This window comes from Streptomyces sp. MMG1121 (assembly GCF_001280015.1).
In the GTDB taxonomy this organism is placed as follows: Bacteria; Actinomycetota; Actinomycetes; order Streptomycetales; family Streptomycetaceae; genus Streptomyces.
Genome location: NZ_LGDV01000253.1, coordinates 1 through 15931, shown reverse-complemented (window position 1 = coordinate 15931; position 15931 = coordinate 1). Strand labels below are relative to the sequence as shown.

Sequence of the window (15931 nt, the reverse complement as noted above, 5' to 3'; positions counted from 1 at the left end):
CGCAATGATGTGACGTACTACCCCACATCGGAGAAATGCCCGATATGGGCCTGTATGACGGTTTTACATGCTGTTCGGGGCGTTGTGGTTCTCCTATGCCGGATAGGATGTGATCTGCCTCCTATGGGTGGCGTCACCCCCCAGACCCCCTTCCAGCGGCCGAAACGGCCCCCACCCCGCCCGCACACCACACCCGAACAGACCCCGCCGAACACACCCCGAACCCGGACCATCCGGTCGACAGGAGTGCCGAAGGGATCGCGGTCCAGGACGAGGGCGAGGACGGCGACCCGAGGCTGTCGGTGCCGCTTGCGCGCCTTGGTGCGAACTAGGTGCCACAGCGGCCCCGGCCCGGACGGCCGGGCCGGGGCGGCCGGCGCGGGGAGCCGAACCATGCCCCCCACGCTCCCATCAGCGCAGCACTGCGGCCCAGGTGGTCGGCGAGAGATCTGTTCCGGTCAGCGCCCGCCGGAGCGATGTGATCGCCGTGCGGGTCGAGGCCGGTGTCGCCGAGGGACACAGGGCCGTGACGACGTAGTGATTGAGGGCGTCGTCGATCGGGCTCGGTTCGAAGCTGGTGCCGTCGGAGTTGAGGCGCTCGTACTTCATGAGGTTCCAACCCGCGGCGACCTGCCGTCTGCCGTCGGGACTGGAGAGGGCGATGGTACCGGCGCCGAAGACCGCGCCGTCGTGGCCCCAGAAGCGGCCGCAGCCGGGCACGTCGAGGGCGTAGATCCCGAGTCCGTAGTCCATGCCGTTCGCGGGGACCGTGGTCAGCATCTGCTTGAGGGCGGCCGGTCCGACGAGCTTTCCGGCCAGCAAGCCGCGGTAGAAGCGGTTGAGGTCGCTGGTGGTGGAGACGACCGCGCCGGCCGTGTAGGCCCAGGACATGTCGTAGACGCTGTAGTCGCGCGGCGGATCGATCACGCCGTAGAAGCTCTCGTACATGCGGGCGTGCGGGCCCTGGATGTACGGGGTGCGCGGGTAGGAGGTGTGCCGCAGGCCGGCGCGCTCGATGACGTGGCGGGTGATGTACGCCTCCGGGTCCTGTCCGGTGACCTTGGCGAGCAGCAGCCCCACGATGACGTAGTTGGTGTTGGAGTAGGACCACGTCTCACCGGGCCGTCCGGTCGCGGGTGCAGCCAGGCCGAGCCGGACCAGTTCCTCGGGCGCTATGGAGCGGAAGCGGTCCTCGTCCAGGCTGGCGGTCGATCCCTGCATGAGCGAGGGGAAGGCACCGAGGACGTAGTCGCCGATGCCGCTGGTGTGGTTCAGGAGCATGCGGACGGTGATCTCGCGTCCGCGCTCACCCGGGACCAGGGCCGGAAGGTAGTCGCCGATGGGTGCGTCGAGGCGGATCCGGCCGCGCTCGACCTGCTGGAGCACAGCTACGGCGGTGAAGGTCTTGCTGATACTGCCGACCCGGTGCCGCATGTCCGGCCGCACCGGGCGCCCGGTGTCCACGTCGGCGATCCCGGACGCGCCGGTCCAACGGTCGGAGCCATCGCGTACGGAGGAGTAGATGCCGTACATGCCCGCGTCGTGCACGGCGGCGAGCGACCGGCCGAGTCCCGCCCCGTCCAGCGCGGTCGGCATGGCGGCGGGTCTCGTGTCGCCGGAGGCGGCCGGTGCCGCGGCGATCAGCAGCAGCGCGGTGCTCAGGGCTGTTCCGAATAACCGGGGGATGCGCAAGGGATGCCCCTTCCGTGACGACCGAACCTGACCTGAACATCCTCATGAGTCAGGTACGGTCCTTACATCCTCCGCACGGATGATCACGCCTGTGATTCGCCTAGTGGCCCAACCAGCCGCCCGTGCGGCCGAGTTGGAGGCCGTGGCGGCCGACGCCACGGCCCGGACCCGCCAAGGCGAGGCCGGACACGGCTCTACAGCAGGCCGATGTTGGTGAGCGGGACGTTCCAGTCGTTGTTCTCGACATGGCCCTTGCCGTCCCGAGCCGCGGCCGGTACCGCGAACAGCATCAGCCCGGCGACGACAACGGCCACGACCGCGACGACACGACGCTTCACGATTCCTCCTCGACGACGCCAGTTCCGACCACCCTGCTCCGAGCCGGCAACCCCACCCGCCCAGCCACGCCGACCGGCGCGTGGATTCAGCCGCTCGGTGGTGGCGTCCCTCCGTCCTCGTAACCCTCGCGCGAGGACAGGCAGAGTGGTGTCACAGCCCGTGGGACCTCGTGGGACGAGAGAGGCTTCGCGCTCTGCCGACTTGCCTGTGCTCTACCGAAGTCATGTCCGGGATGAGCCTGCCGCTGGGACCGCAGCGCTACGGCACTCAACTCCGGGACGCATGCGGCCGGGACAATGTCCGCCGTGGTGTGCGGCTGACGCTGCTGCACGGGTGGGAGGAAACCCTGCGGACTCGGTGCGGAGGGCTGAGGACGGAGATCGAACACCTCGAGGCAGCGAAGGCGCTGTGCCTGGCCGCACAGCACGCCCACTGGCGGACCGCCCCGAAGGCCGCTCACCGGTCGCGGGCCCGTTCTGGGGCAGGCGGTGCAGCCGCCGTCCCCATCCCTGCCGGAGTGGCCAGGCACGGATGGGCGGAGACCACAGCATCGCCACGCAACGCATCCTGCTCAACCGCTTCGTGGGAATGCCCTGGTGAGGTGGGTTGTCCACCGCCGGTGCCGCGCGTCGCTGCCGCCGGACCACCGGACCACCGGACAGCTGGGCCACCGGACCGCCGGACCGCCGAGCGCGCGTCGGCGCGCTCAGTGGGGATCAGGGATCGGGGCGGCTACGGGCGGATGACGATACGAACGGGATTGCCTTCTTTCTCGGCCAGGCGGCGCACGCCCTCACCGATGTCCTCCAAGGGCAGCACCGCGCTCACCGACCGGCTCAGGTCCAGCCGCCCCCGGGCGACCAAGGTCACCAGCTCCTCGATGTGACGCTTGCGGTATCCGAAATGACCGGTGACCGTGCGGCGCTTCAAGGCGTAGTCCGTCTCCGGGCCCAGCTCCACGGTGTCCGCGGAGATGCCCACCAGGACGAGCTGCCCCCGGTACCCCAGCGCGGCACTGGCCTGGGCCATCGTGCTCCCGCGGGCGACGACGTCGAAGGCCACGTCCAGACCGTTCCCCTGGGTGAACTCCCCGATCTTCGCGACGACGTCACCGTCCGCGGGATCCAGTACGTGATCGGCTCCCAGGTCCCGGGCCCGCTGCCGTGCAGCCTCCAAAGGGTCAAGAGCGACGATCGGGGCCGCCCCGACGAGTCGCGCGGCTTGCACCAGGTGGACTCCGACGCCGCCCAGGCCCCACACCCCCACGGCCATGGCCGGGCGCAGGCGTGCGGTCTCGACCACCGCCGCGTACGGCGTCGCCACGGCGTCGGCGAGGATGGCAGCCCGTTCCATGGGGATGCCCTCGGGCAGCCGGGTGAGGGCCACGGTCGGCACGACCACGTACTCGGCCCACGCGCCGTCGTAGTCGAAGGCCATCACCTGCTGATCCCGGCAGTCGTCCCAGGCCCCGCCGGCTCGGCACGTCGCGCATCGGCCGCAGGCACGGCCGGAGGCGAGCACCACGCGGTCGCCGACCTGCCAGCCGGAGTCCGGCGACCCGAGAGCGGCGATGCTGCCCGCCGCCTCGTGTCCCGGGGTGATGACAGGCAGGCTCGACGGCACCACTCCGCGCAGAAGTGACAGGTCGGAGTGGCAGATGCCGCAGGCCGCGACCCTGACCAGCGCCTCACCGGGACCTGGCTGCGGGACGGGCACGTCATGTACGGCCAGGTCGCGGGTGGCGGCATCGAAGCGGGCGGCGCGCATGGTGGGCATAGGTGATCTCTTCCTGACTGAGTGCACATTCCGTCGGCCTTGCCCGCAGGGGAGGCGTCAGCCGCTGTGACCTCCACGATTCACCTTGCCCGTTGGCCGACGCCACGCCGATGTCACAAAATCTTGTAGGGCGAGCCCGGTGCCGCTCCACGTGCCAACGGCGCGATCGTGCTAACGGCCTACTCGTCGTGGCACTCCGCGGCACACACACGTCACACACTCCACGAAGGCGAAGGGAGCTGCTATGGCCGTGCGGCATCCCGCCCCCGCTCCCGGGCCGTCCCCATCACCCCCGAGGGACCCGGAGTCGGACCCCACCGTCTGGCGTACCCGATTCCTGAGTCTGCTCGACCGCATCCCGACCCCGACCGCGATCAGCACCACCGAAGGCGAGATCACCGTCGCGAATCCGGCTTTCGCTGCGCTGTGGGGCCTGGCCCCGGGGCGACTGGCGGGGCGTCGTCTCCTGGATCTGCTCACCCCCACCGATGAAGGACAACTGTCCAGGGTCGAGACGGCGTTGACCAAGGGAAGCCGCTCCCGCTATCCCGTGCACGTGCGGTGGACGGTGGGCGGGGAGCCTCACACAGGGCAGCTCACCGTCGAGCCGGTGAGCGACCCCGGCGGCGCTTCACCGCCCCTGCTGACCACCCTGCTCGTCGACGAGCCCCCTGCCATGCGCGACCCCGGGGCGGAAGCGCCCCGCCTCACCGCACAGGAGTCCCACATCCTGGCACTCGTCGCCGCAGGCCGCACCACGGCGATGGTCGCCCGCACCCTCGGCCTCGGGGACGACGGCGTCAACTACCACCTCACCCGCCTGTGCCGCCGACTCCACGCCCCCAACCGCACCGCTCTCGTCGCCAGGGCCTACGTCCTGCGCCTCCTGTCCCCCACCGCCTGGCCGCCCGAGCCCCACCTGTGACGTGACGAAGACGCAATGAGACGCCTGGGACGCGGTGTGGCGTGTACGAGTGAGCACACATCACCTGCCGTAACGACCCGACCGACGACGACCCCGACCCGACCGACCACTGCTCACCTGCTGCCCGCCGGAGGAACGCCATGTGTCCGGCGCGAGCCGGAATCCGACTGGACGGCACGTGACCGACGGCATGGTGATCGCGCCGTGCAGCGCGAAGACACTGGCCGCGGTTCGATCCGGTTACGGCAGCGATCCGATCGCCCGGGCGGCCGACGTCACCCACAAGGAGCAGCGCCGCCCGGTCATGGTCGTCCGCGGAACTCCGCAGTCGACCGTCCGTCGGTGAACATGCTGGCGCTGTCGCGCATGCCGGGGAATACGGAGCGACATGAACCTCTCCACGGTTCACGGTCGTCAGCCCGCCTATGTGTCGACGGCCGAGCAGGTGTGCATCCGTAGAGGCGTGCGCAGCCGGGACGGCGGGCGTCGAGGACGGTGACAACCAGGCCGCAGTCACCCGGGCACGCCAGGTGGTTCGACAGCCGCGTGCGCGAGGTGCCCGTCGGCTGCATGGGGCCGGCCCGGAGAACCATGACGCCGGCCGCCTTCCGCACGGTGTGCGCGGATCCCCGGCACATCGGTACCCCGTGGCCCCTCGTCCCGGCCGAGGAACCATGGCACGGGGATCGACCCGGACGGAAAATGGGCGGACAAGCCTCCTGAGGTGGTGAGCTGTGGTGATGTACCGGCACGGCGGCTGGGTCTGGATGGCATTCATGCCACTGCTGTGGATCGTGCTGATCGGGCTGGTGGTGTGGGCCGTGGTCCACCTGACCCGTCGCCCGTCCGGCCGGAACGACGGCACGGACCGCAGATGGATGTCCGGAGAGACACCGAGGGAGACGCCGGAGGAGATCCTCGACCGTCGCTTCGCCTCGGGTGAGATCGACGCGGACGCCTACCACGACGCGCACAAGCATCTTGCCGTCCATCGGCCGGGGCCGAAGTGAACGCATCCGACCGATAGTGAACGCATCCGACTGATGCGCAGCGGGCGACGCCGGCTCCGTTCGTACCGCCGCCGAAGCCAGGTGGCAGACCGGTCAAGCACCCGCGCCGAAAGACCATCGACGCGCTCGCGCACTGGGTGCGGGCCGGCTGTGCCTGGCCGGCGTCTGCTCCCGCACGGCTTCCCGTCGTATCCGACCGCCTCCCACCTACTGGCGGCAGCGCGGATCGAGGGCCGCTGGGAAGTAACCGTGCTGTCTGCGCCAGCCCGGAGAACGTCAGCGACCGCGACGACGCCTCCGTCCTGCTGGAGCCCGGGACCTCGGCACGTTCCCGCGACCGTGGGCCGACCAGGACTTGGGCCAAGCCTGATGCCCCACCCCGCGAGATGCCCGTGTTCGCGGTGATGCCGCGTCGTTCGGTGATCGAGCGGTGTAGCGCCTGGTGAGCGGAATATCGCCCGGCTGAGGCGCCATGGGCGGCTCTCCAAAGGGTCCACCCAGCCGACGTCGTAGTCCGACAACGCGTCCCCGACCACGAGCAGCCGCTCCTCCGGCTGCCCCAACGCCAGATGCCCCGGCGTGTGACCGGGGTGCGGACGACCGGCCAGTCGGCATCCCCGAGGCGGAGAATCCGCCCGTCGTCCAGGGTCAGGTCGACCGTGTACGGCGCGACCGGTTGCTCCAGGGAGAAGGGCATTCGCCGCCGACGCGCGCTCACCGGCATTGCCTTCGCCGTCATCCATTGCAACGTCGCGTTGCATTCAACCCCAGCGTCATTGCATCAAATTACCGTCATCTACCTGGGAATACATCAACCAACCGATTGACGCACCTATGAATGCAACGTAGCTTTCGAACAACGTGAAACACGTAGTATCGCGAGATGAGGAATAGCCATGAGCGAGCCCCTCCACACCGTCACCACACTGCCGGCGGCGCGTCAGCCCGGCTGCCCCTTCGACCCGCCCGCAGAGCTCCTCGACGCCCGTCGGCACGGCCCCATCAGCCGCTACACCCACCCGGGCGGCAAGCCTGGCTGGCTGATCACCGGATACGACCTGGTCAGGTCGGTCCTGGCCGACTCGCGATTCAGCTCGCGAAGGGAACTCCTGAACGTGGGCGACTTCGAGGTCCCTCCGCCGCCGCCAGGCGAGTTCCTCCTCATGGACGAGCCGCAGCACGGTCGCTACCGCAAGCCGCTGGTGGGCAAGTTCACGGTACGGCGGATGCGCCTCCTCACCGAGCGCATCGAGCAGATCACCGCCGACTGCCTGGACGCCATGGAGAAGGCCGGCCCCCCGACCGACCTGGTGACCGCGTTCGCCAAGCCCATTCCCACCATCATCATCTGCGAGCTGCTGGGGGTGCCGTACCAGGACCGGGGCTCCTTCCAGGAGCAGATCGACGCGTTCATGGGAGGCGAGACAAGCGAAGAGGAGTTGACGGCGGCCTACACCGCGACCCAGGAGTACCTCGCAGAGCTGGTGGTCGCCAAGCGCGCCAACCCCACCGACGACGTGCTCAGCGAACTCACCGACAGCGATCTGACCGATGAGGAGCTGAGGGGGATCAGCCTGATCTGCTGGCCGCCGGATTCGACACCACCGCGAACATGCTGTCCCTCGGCGCCTTCGCCCTGCTGCGGAACCCGGTGCAGCTGGCCGCGCTGCGGGCCGACCCCGCACTCGTCGACGGGGCCGTGGAGGAGCTGCTGCGTTATCTGAGCGTCGCCAAGACGTTCATGAGGACGGCGCTCGAGGACGTCGAGCTGGGCGGCCAGACCATCAAGGCCGGCACCACGGTCGTCCTGTCGTACAACACCGCCAACCGCGACCCCGAGCGCTTCGCCGACCCCCACGTACTCGACCTCCGGAGGCAGGACGCGGGCGGGCACCTGGCGTTCAGTCACGGCATCCATCAGTGCCTGGGCCAGCAGCTGGCCCGCGTCGAGATGCGGGTGGCGTTCCGCGCGCTGGTCAACCGGTTCCCCACGCTGCGCCTGGCCGTACCGGCCGAAGAGGTCGGCTTGCGTCCGGAGACCGCGGACATCTACGGGGTGAAGAGCCTCCCGGTCACCTGGGACCAGGAGGGGTCATGAGGACGCCGCGCGTGCACGTCGACCGTGAGCGCTGCATCGGCGCCGGGATGTGCGCCCTGACCGCGCCCGAGGTCTTCGACCAGGATCCCGACGACGGCCGCGTGCTCCTGCTGCACACCGAGCCGCTCACCGCCCATCGAGCAGCCGCGCAGATGGCCGCCGGTGTCTGCCCCTCCGGGGCGATCACCCTCCACGAGCCGGAATCCACCGGCCCCTGACGCCGGGGCGACCACACCCGCACGAGAGCCCCACGCTGCGCGTCGGCGGGGGGCTCTCGCGCGTACGGCACGCGTCGCGCATCCGCAGGACAGGCATAGAACCGAGTCACCGACCGCACTCACGAGCCGGACGCGGGGCCGAGAGCGGCGACCGGAGGGCGCATGGGGCAAGCGCTTCCCCCGAGCCGCTTCTCCCTGCTCAGCGCGGTTCCGGCAAGATCAGCACGGAGGCCTGCGGCGCCCCCCGAGGAGCCTGCACGGCACCAGCAACGCCGGCGAGCCGGTCCGGTGCAGGCGGCCGACTCCGACCGGCCAGAGCGCTATGTCCACTTTACGTAGATATTCTGTGCAGTGTGATCGAGTCTGGAAGGCTGCGGCTCCGTCGTCGCCACGGCCGGGGGCCGCTTGTGCTGCTGTCGCCGGTGATCCTGACCGTCGTCATCGCCAGCCTGGCCTACGCCACTCCCCCGAACATGGCCTTCAGCCGCCTCCTGCCTGCGGCGCCGGCCCTCGCCGCCGCAATGTGGCCAGTGCTTCCCACCGTCCTCCTGGGCACGGTCTGCCTTCTTCTGATGATCGGCCTCAGCATCGTGTTCCCCGGCCTGGGGACGTGGTGGACGGCTTCGGGGATCATCGCGGTCACCGTGGCGGCCGCGTACGGAAGTCATGTCCGGCTCCAGCGGGAGCGGACCCTCTTTCAGGTACGGCTCGTCGCAGACGCGGCACAGCAGGTGGTGCTGAGTCCGATGCCGCGCCATCTCGGGGGCGTCGAAATCGAGTCGCTGTATCTCGCGGCCGCGGCAGAAGCGCGTATCGGCGGGGACTTCTACGAGGTGGTCGACACGCGGTACGGGGTCAGGCTGCTCATCGGTGACGTGCGGGGCAAGGGCCTGCCGGCGGTGGGGGCGGCCGCGGCGATCGTCAATTCCTTCCGCGAGGCGGCTTACGGCGAGGCCGACATGGTGAGCATCGCGCGCCGACTGGACGCCACCAGCACCCGCTACAACGCCGCCTTCCCTCCCGAGGGGCCGATGGAGCGCTTCGCCACCGCCCTCCTCGTCGAGATCCCGCACGGGGGCAGGCGCATCGCGATCCTCAACTGCGGACACCCTCCGCCGCTGCTCCTGAACCGCGGGGAACTCCGTGTCCTCGAACCCACCGCCCCCTCGCCGCCGCTGAACCTCGCGGAGCTGATCGGCGATCACTACAGCATCGACAGCTACGGCTTCGCCCCCGGCGACCTTCTGCTTCTCTATACCGACGGGGTCGCCGAGGCTCGCGCCCACGACGGTGTGTTCTTCCCGCTGGCGTCCTGGATGCGCCGACAGCCTCCGGCGGCGCCCCGAGAACTGCTCACAGCCCTTCACCGCGATCTCCTCCACTACAGCCAAGGACGCCTCGACGACGACATCGCCGCCCTCGCCGTGCGCCTGCGGGAGCCCATTGAGTGACACACAGCTAGCGCGAACTCGCGTTCGCACCTTCGGAGCGAGGGCCAGCAGTCTCCTCGGTCACGTCCGCTCCCCTGCCGCGCATGCGGGCGGAACCCGTCGACACCGCCGAGTGCCGCCATGCCCGGCAGACAGCGGCTGCACGGCGCCCTGAGTGATCTCGGCGTCGTAGGTGTGCACCGTGACCTCCTGGACCTGGTGCCGGGCGACGGCACCGCAGGTCCGCGGCGACTCCGACGGATCCCACCACGGCCAGCAGCCCCGATCCAGGCCGGACTCCCGCAGCGTGCTCGGCAGTTGCTCCGTCGACTCGCACGCGCCGCACCGGGCAGGGAACTGACCGAGTTCGAGGAGCAGATCCCGACCCCGCTGCACGAGCGATGAGTGAGTGCCGAGGAGATCAGCGCTGCCGGCCGGATCTGCCGCTGTCGGCGGGATCTGCCGCGAGGAGCCGACCGGCGCGGGCCCACCGGCGGTCGTGCCCATCCCAGTCGCCCAGCGGGACCTGAAGGGACGGCTTCACCCGTGCCGACTACGGCGCTACGGCGAGGAGGATCGCCTGGCCGCTGTCTCCTGCGGCCCCGCGTCGTGCGGAATCACCCAGTGCGGCACCCAGGTCCCGGCGTCGTCGTGGCCGGCCACCGTGGCGGCGAGGTGGGCACGGAGGGTGGCCAGCGCTGGGTGCGGGTTGTCTCTGTGCCACAGGAGCGAGTGCGGGTAGACGGGGGTCGGGTCGGTCACCGGGATGCGGCGCAGGCCGTAGCCGGCGGGCCAGACGAGGCGGGTCTGCTCAGTCGTGAAGGTGGCCAGGGCCGGGGTGTCGGCGACGGTGTCGAGGAGCACGTCGGAGCCGAAGTTGGGGCCGGTCGCCTCGATGGTGAGGCCGAACTCGGCGACGAGGGCGTCGTAGTAGGCGGCCCACTCGGTTCCGGGAACGATGCCAGGCATCCAGATCCGGTGGCCGGCGAGCTGGGCGACGGTCACCGACCGGGCGCGGGCCAGCGCGTGACCGGGGCCGGTGAGCAGCTGGTGCGGCTCGTCGAGAACCCGGACGGACTCGATGTCCTCGGGGAGGGGCCGGCCGGGCATGGCCACGGCACGGAAGGAGGCGTCGATCGCACCGGACCGGATGGCGGCGACGGCCGTCTCGACGTCGAACAGCATCACCACGTCGAGGTCGATCTCGGGGTGCGCGTGGTGGAAGCCGCGCATCAGACCCGATGGCGCGACGCGCGAGGCGATCACGTCGACGCGCAGCGGACGGCGGCCGGTGCGCACGGAGGCGGTGGCACGCTCGGCGACGCGCAGCAGCTCGCGCGCGTGGGGAAGGAACGCCTGCCCGTCGATGGTGAGCCGGGCGCCGCGCGCGGTGCGGGTGAACAGCAGCACGCCGAGGTCGCGCTCCAGCGCGGCGATGCGCTTGGAGACGGCCTGCTGGGTGACCGCCAGCTCGGCGGCGGCCTCCTGGAACTGCCCCGCGTCGGCGACGGCGACGAAGGTCCGGACGGTGTCGAGGTCCATGCCGGCACTCTATGACCACAACCAATGGTTGTGGTCAAGCGGTCCCCTACGGGTGTCCGGTCCACGAGTACGGTGCTCGTTCCGATCCCCCTTGATGCTTCCGATCGCGGATCGGTTGTGCGAGTGCAGGGCGAGGGGCGTCGGGCGTGGGGAGCGTACACCGGCTGGATCAGCCGGGTGAGGCGGCCGCTGCTGTAGCGGGCGGCGATCACGAGCCCGTCCAGCTGCGGCCCCCTGCTGAAGCGCGTGACCTCACGGCCGATGCGACGGGCCAGGGACACCGTCCGGGCGGTGAACTCCTCGGCGGAGAACACGTTGTCGAGGCTGAGCATCGGCACCGTGTGCGGATTTCGGCGGGCCGATTACGACAGGACCCGGGAAAAGCCCCACTGGTGTCGGCCACAACCGGCGCTGCCGATCGGAGGCCGGGAAGGGAACCGTGGATCGTCGGCTGCATCTCGGCCGCACTCTCGATGCCATGCTGCCGGACCTCGCCGCGCCGAGGCAGCGCCGCAGGACGGAAGACCGCCTTCGGCATGGACGAGGACGAGCCCACCGTACGGCGTACCCCGACCGGCTGACTGTGTGGACCTGTCGCATACGGTGCTGGCCCGAGCAACCGAGCCAAGAAGGAGTTCCGATGGGCAGCGAGAGTCTGCTGCGCCGCTGGTGGCCGACGGCCGCCGCCGTCGCGGTGGCGCTGGTCGGCGTTCTGGTACTGACGATCCAGGTGCGCCGACTCCAGGAGGGCCGGGACGAGCTGTCGGCCCTGCGCGCTCACGGGCGCCATGCCCCGGCGCACGCCACGCTGTCCACCTCCTGCTCCTCTGGAGGACGCGGCACCACCTGTGTCACGTCCTCGGTGTGGTTCGACTTCACCGACGCCACCGGCGAGTCCACCGGCGGGGAGGAAGAGCCGATCGACGGCTCCCTCTACGTCCCCCACGGCCACCGGGACGCCGAGGGCCGGGTGACGACCACCGTGGTCTACGACCCGGCCCAGCCGGACCAGATGGAGGCGGAAGGAGCTTTGGACCAAGGCGTCCTCGATCTGGCGACCCACCACTGGATGGAGCTGACCATCGGGCTGGTTCTGCTCGGCGGGGGGCTCAGTGCAACGGTGGCCTCGTGGCCGGCCCGAAGGCGTGAAGGGACACGCGTCTGAGGCCGGGAAAGCCCCGCCTGAGCCGACCCTGTGGGCTCACTTGACCCTGTTCAAGTCCAGTCGCTGCGTTGGACACACACGACTGCTCCGCGACGGACATCACCGTTTCCTCGAGTACCGAGGCGATTGCCTGGGGCGCTGCGAGCCGGCAGTGATGCGCCACGGCCCGGTCCAGCGTCGAAACGATTTCGCGCACCTCACGCAGAACTGTTCCGTCAGGTCGCTCCGGAACGTGGGAAGGTCAGGTACGTAGTCGGGTGCGACACCAGCCAACCACGCCGTGCACACCTCGGCGATCGCCCGTAGCCGGGCCCGCCCGTCCATGTCGAACGCCTCAGCTGCCCACCGGCGGCGCGCGGCGGCGCGCCACACGGCCGTGATCGCATCTTCGGACAACGCCGAATCCGCCAGGCGGCGCACGTCCTGAAGACTGGAAGGCGTACGTACTCGACCAGTGCCCGGTTCCACTCCTGCTCCGTCGTCCCGGCCGGGTCCGGGTCGTCCTTGGTGACGGACGCCGTGTGATACGTCTTGACAGCAGGCAGGACGGCATGGCTGCGCAACCCCTCCCTGTGCGCGACGGGGTCCGTACGCACCAGCGTCTTGGAGCACGTCATCTCGCGGCAGCTCTCACGCGGCAAACCATGACCGACACGATCGCCGAACGGGAGCGGCGGACCGGCCTGGTGTTCCTCGGCACCGGGACTACGTCATCCCTGAGGGGCTGGGCTCGCGGCGGATCGACCGTCTCGCCGATCGGGGCACATGTGTGGAGCCCCTTGTCTGAATGCAGCGTCGATGTGGCGACGCATGCCGGCCGCGAGGTGAGTGTTGCGGTTGTCCCGCACCAGCACGACCGCACCACCGAGCGACCGAACCACCGATGGACCGCTTGCACGTGGCGCTCCGAGCGGCTGATCACCCGCACTTCCCATGCCTGCTCAGGACTCCGATCAAGCGAAAACCAGGTGCGTATCAGCAGGTGTCCCCTCTTATACTCGGCGAGTTCATGGAGGACGGGAGGTGGACACGGTGAAGCTTGCTGAGGCACTGGCAGAACGCGCGGAGGCCACACGTCGTGTGGAGCAGCTGCGAGCGCGCGTCGTCAGCAGCGCGCGGTACCAGGAGGGAGAGACACCCCCCGAGGACGCTGCTCAGCTGCTGGCCGAGGCCGGTGAGGTGCTGGACACCCTCGAAACGCTGATCCGGCGGATCAACCGGACCAATGCCACGGTGGAGATGGGCCCGGACGGCACGCTCACCGACGCACTCGCGCGCCGGGACGTCCTGCGGTTGCGTCATTCCGTGGTCACCGCGGCGGCGGACGCGGCAGCGGGTACGGGCGATCGCGGATACGGCCGACAGCTCCGATCCGAGCTGATGATGCTCTCCGCGCTTCCGGTCTCGGAACTGCGCGGCAAGGCGGATGCGCTGGCGCGGGAGATCCGGGAGGTCGATGTGCGGATCCAGCGTGCGAACTGGGAGGTCGATCTGCTGGACTGACCAGTCCGGCAGGCTGGGACGATGTGGAGCAGGTAGCTGTTTCGGAGGCGTGCACACACCGAGGATCGGCGGTTTTCCGATCCACGCCTGGCGCGTGAAGAGCAACGCGGGGTTCGACTCCCCATCAACAGTGCAGCTCAGCACGGCGTACAGGTGATGGTGCACAACGCACAGCACATCACCACGTGCAGATCCGAGGCGGCGAGGGCGGGGTCGGGGCTTTCCACATCGCGACACCATGTTCTGCGGACTGTCCCGTAACCGCCCCGCGTGAGCGGCGGACGGGGCCGCGTGCCCGCATCGGGGCGGGCCGGACACGCGTCCGCCCCGATCGTGGACCGCTGCTGGCGTGCGTCTTTCACGGCACGGCAACCGTTGCCGCCCTGCGTCCGTGGCTCTGGCTGCCTCGCGGCGGCGCCAGACGGCAGTGCGGGCGGATATGGCGGCAGCTGGGCATCGTCACTCTGGTATCGCCGCCTTGATGAGAGTGGCATCCGTGGCGGTGCGGACAGCCGCGGCTCTTGCGGGAGGCGTACGCCTTGTCAGCACGTGCTCGAGTCCCACAGCGCCGCGTGCACCGTCGAGGCGATCCGGCTCCACCTCCGCTCATGAGCCGCCGGACACCGCGGAGTTGGACGGACCGCCGGTGCGGGCGTCGTATGCGGCGCGGGCGGTGTCGATGTGCGTCAGGTGGGCGATGCTCCACTCCAGGAGAGGCGCGGCGGCTTCGCGGAGGGTGATGCCCATCGGGGTGAGTTCGTAGGTCACGTGTGGCGGCATGACGTTGCGGACGGTGCGCGTCAGGATTCCGTCGCGTTCCAGGCTGCGCAGGGTGACGGTGAGCATGCGCTGGCTGATTCCGTCGATGGCCCGCTTGAGTTCGGTGAAGCGGCGCGGTCCCTGCCTGAGATTGCGCACGACCAGCAGCGACCACTTGTCTGCGACGATGTCGAGCACCACGCGGGTCCGGCACGCATCTTCCTGCCGCGCCGACTCCAACGCTCGGTCCGTCGTGGTCATGGTTACCTCCAGGGAACCATGGCACCGAAATGTGCCTTATTGCCTACGGCGCGCTGAGTGCACCAGCATGGCTGTGGTTCTCAAAGAGTACTGACGCACGAACAGTAACCACCAGTTCCCTGCGCCTCCGCCCGCCCCGAAAGGGAGATTGCCCCCTGATGTCCACGATTCTGCTGGTGCACGGTGCCTGGCACAGCGGTGACTGCTGGGAGCGGGTGATCCCGCTGCTGGAGTCGGCCGGTCACCGGGTGCTCGCGCCGTCACTGACCGGCTACGGCGAGAAGGCTCACCTGCTCGGCCCCGAGGTGGGGCTCGACACGCACGTCGACGACGTGGTCGGGCTGATCCACGAGGAGGACCTCGCCGAAGTGGTCCTCGTGGGGCACAGTTACGCAGGGCTGGTGATCTCGTCCGCGGCCAACGAGGTTCCGGACCGGATCGCACACCTGGTGTACCTCGACGCGATGGTCCCCGAGGACGGCGAGACCGCCGTGGACGTGCAGCCCGTGACCCAGAAGCTGATCGACCTCGCCACGGAGTCCGACGGGGGCTGGCGCGTTCCGCCCCTTCCGGAACAGCCGGCGCCTTTCGGGCTGTTCGGGGTGACCGAGCCGGCGGACGTCGCGTGGCTGCGCTCGATGCTCTCGGATCAGCCGGTGCGCTGCCTGCAACAGCCGGTCCGGCTGAACAACGCGGACGTCAACGCGATTCCGCGGACGCACATCCACTGTGTCGGCGCGAAACCGGAAGGCATCACCCGGCGACCCGTCCCTCCGACCCAGCCCAACGGTTCTCCCGCGCAGGTGTGGGAACTGCCGACCGGCCACGACTGCATGATCACCATGTCGGCCGAACTCAGCCAACTACTGGTCAAGCTCACGCTCTGACAACGCTCGGCCGACTCCTACGACCATGCGGTGCGGTCCTCCGCCGTAACCGAAACCCGAGGTGCAACCCACTTGTCGGGCATCGGGGTCGAACCGCACCTTCCGGGCCTTCCGGGCCTACGAATCCTGCGGCCCAGGGCCCGACACGCCCCGAGGGGGTAGTCCGCGAGGAGCGGCTTCCCATGACGATGACGTTCATGGTGAACCCACTGGGACATTACGGGTGTTGCTTCCGCGCGCGTGGACGCCCCGTTGACCTGTTGTGCAGGTCGGTGGGGCGTCTGTGGTGGGACTCGTTGCCTGTCGGCGGGCCTGCTTGCCTGTTG

Annotated in this window: 15 protein-coding genes and 3 pseudogenes; 9 read left to right on the top strand and 9 right to left on the bottom strand. The window is 69.6% G+C overall.

Translation table 11 applies throughout. From position 1 onward, the window contains the following. Positions 1 to 411 precede the first annotated feature (411 nt). The 3 genes from ADK64_RS40575 to ADK64_RS40570 form a co-directional block, all read right to left on the bottom strand. Complete coding sequence (locus ADK64_RS40575) at positions 412 to 1692, bottom strand: serine hydrolase domain-containing protein (protein WP_053667266.1); 1281 nt, start codon at positions 1690 to 1692, stop codon at positions 412 to 414. A gap of 194 nt (positions 1693 to 1886) precedes the next feature. Continuing rightward, positions 1887 to 2030 (bottom strand): hypothetical protein, encoded by a 144-nt coding sequence (locus ADK64_RS46460; RefSeq protein WP_159046466.1) that lies wholly within the window; start codon positions 2028 to 2030, stop codon positions 1887 to 1889. A 733-nt stretch (positions 2031 to 2763) separates the two neighbouring features. Beyond that, the gene (locus tag ADK64_RS40570; RefSeq protein WP_053667264.1) at positions 2764 to 3807 is read right to left on the bottom strand and encodes a zinc-binding dehydrogenase; all 1044 of its coding nucleotides are present in this window, start codon (positions 3805 to 3807) and stop codon (positions 2764 to 2766) included. A 244-nt stretch (positions 3808 to 4051) separates the two neighbouring features. On the opposite strand from ADK64_RS40570, the gene ADK64_RS40565 reads away from it, so the two are divergent. Together ADK64_RS40565 and ADK64_RS48265 are read left to right on the top strand one after the other, a co-directional pair. Beyond that, the gene (locus ADK64_RS40565) at positions 4052 to 4732 is read left to right on the top strand and encodes a LuxR family transcriptional regulator (RefSeq protein WP_078993147.1); all 681 of its coding nucleotides are present in this window, start codon (positions 4052 to 4054) and stop codon (positions 4730 to 4732) included. A 178-nt stretch (positions 4733 to 4910) separates the two neighbouring features. Next, positions 4911 to 5078 carry a flavoprotein gene (locus ADK64_RS48265; RefSeq protein ID WP_234384922.1) on the top strand — a complete coding sequence of 56 codons (168 nt, stop codon included), beginning with the start codon at positions 4911 to 4913 and terminating at the stop codon, positions 5076 to 5078. Between the two features lie 130 nt (positions 5079 to 5208). Here ADK64_RS48265 and ADK64_RS45690 read toward each other — a convergent pair. Then, a pseudogene (locus ADK64_RS45690) lies at positions 5209 to 5328 on the bottom strand (transcriptional regulator); the annotation flags it as partial. Between the two features lie 138 nt (positions 5329 to 5466). On the opposite strand from ADK64_RS45690, the gene ADK64_RS40560 reads away from it, so the two are divergent. Further along, the gene (locus tag ADK64_RS40560; protein ID WP_324614505.1) at positions 5467 to 5742 is read left to right on the top strand and encodes an SHOCT domain-containing protein; all 276 of its coding nucleotides are present in this window, start codon (positions 5467 to 5469) and stop codon (positions 5740 to 5742) included. Here the strand turns inward: ADK64_RS40560 and ADK64_RS48820 are convergent. Then, positions 5691 to 6485, bottom strand: a complete 795-nt coding sequence (locus ADK64_RS48820; protein ID WP_324614506.1) for an MBL fold metallo-hydrolase — start codon at positions 6483 to 6485, stop codon at positions 5691 to 5693. The two genes, ADK64_RS40560 and ADK64_RS48820, sit on opposite strands and share 52 nt — an antisense overlap. A gap of 153 nt (positions 6486 to 6638) precedes the next feature. Between ADK64_RS48820 and ADK64_RS40555 the strand changes: the two are divergent. The 3 genes and pseudogenes from ADK64_RS40555 to ADK64_RS40545 all read left to right on the top strand — a co-directional run bounded on the left by ADK64_RS40555 (position 6639) and on the right by ADK64_RS40545 (position 9509). Continuing rightward, positions 6639 to 7840 (top strand): annotated as a pseudogene (locus tag ADK64_RS40555) (cytochrome P450). Beyond that, positions 7837 to 8058, top strand: coding sequence for a ferredoxin (locus tag ADK64_RS40550; RefSeq protein ID WP_053667262.1), 222 nt, complete (start codon positions 7837 to 7839; stop codon positions 8056 to 8058). Before ADK64_RS40555 ends, ADK64_RS40550 begins: the two are co-directional and overlap by 4 nt. Before the next feature lie 353 nt (positions 8059 to 8411). Then, complete coding sequence (locus ADK64_RS40545; RefSeq protein ID WP_053667260.1) at positions 8412 to 9509, top strand: PP2C family protein-serine/threonine phosphatase; 1098 nt, start codon at positions 8412 to 8414, stop codon at positions 9507 to 9509. A 60-nt stretch (positions 9510 to 9569) separates the two neighbouring features. Here the strand turns inward: ADK64_RS40545 and ADK64_RS49405 are convergent, their stop codons facing one another. From ADK64_RS49405 to ADK64_RS44520, 3 genes and pseudogenes are all read right to left on the bottom strand, one after another. Beyond that, complete coding sequence (locus ADK64_RS49405; RefSeq protein WP_053667258.1) at positions 9570 to 9995, bottom strand: maleylpyruvate isomerase N-terminal domain-containing protein; 426 nt, start codon at positions 9993 to 9995, stop codon at positions 9570 to 9572. 54 nt (positions 9996 to 10049) lie between these two features. Continuing rightward, entirely contained in the window at positions 10050 to 11030 is a 981-nt protein-coding gene (locus ADK64_RS40535) for a LysR family transcriptional regulator (RefSeq protein WP_053667257.1), read from the bottom strand. 167 nt (positions 11031 to 11197) lie between these two features. Further along, positions 11198 to 11377 (bottom strand): annotated as a pseudogene (locus tag ADK64_RS44520) (hypothetical protein); the annotation flags it as partial. 293 nt (positions 11378 to 11670) lie between these two features. Between ADK64_RS44520 and ADK64_RS40530 the strand changes: the two are divergent. Beyond that, positions 11671 to 12195 carry a DUF3592 domain-containing protein gene (locus ADK64_RS40530; RefSeq protein ID WP_053667255.1) on the top strand — a complete coding sequence of 175 codons (525 nt, stop codon included), beginning with the start codon at positions 11671 to 11673 and terminating at the stop codon, positions 12193 to 12195. Between the two features lie 1032 nt (positions 12196 to 13227). Further along, positions 13228 to 13698, top strand: a complete 471-nt coding sequence (locus ADK64_RS40525; protein WP_053667268.1) for a DIP1984 family protein — start codon at positions 13228 to 13230, stop codon at positions 13696 to 13698. A 606-nt stretch (positions 13699 to 14304) separates the two neighbouring features. Here the strand turns inward: ADK64_RS40525 and ADK64_RS40520 are convergent. Further along, positions 14305 to 14718, bottom strand: coding sequence for a winged helix-turn-helix transcriptional regulator (locus ADK64_RS40520; protein WP_053667253.1), 414 nt, complete (start codon positions 14716 to 14718; stop codon positions 14305 to 14307). A gap of 158 nt (positions 14719 to 14876) precedes the next feature. Here ADK64_RS40520 and ADK64_RS40515 point away from each other — a divergent pair, with 158 nt between their 5' ends. Further along, positions 14877 to 15605, top strand: a complete 729-nt coding sequence (locus tag ADK64_RS40515; protein ID WP_053667252.1) for an alpha/beta fold hydrolase — start codon at positions 14877 to 14879, stop codon at positions 15603 to 15605. The last annotated feature ends 326 nt before the right edge of the window (positions 15606 to 15931 follow it).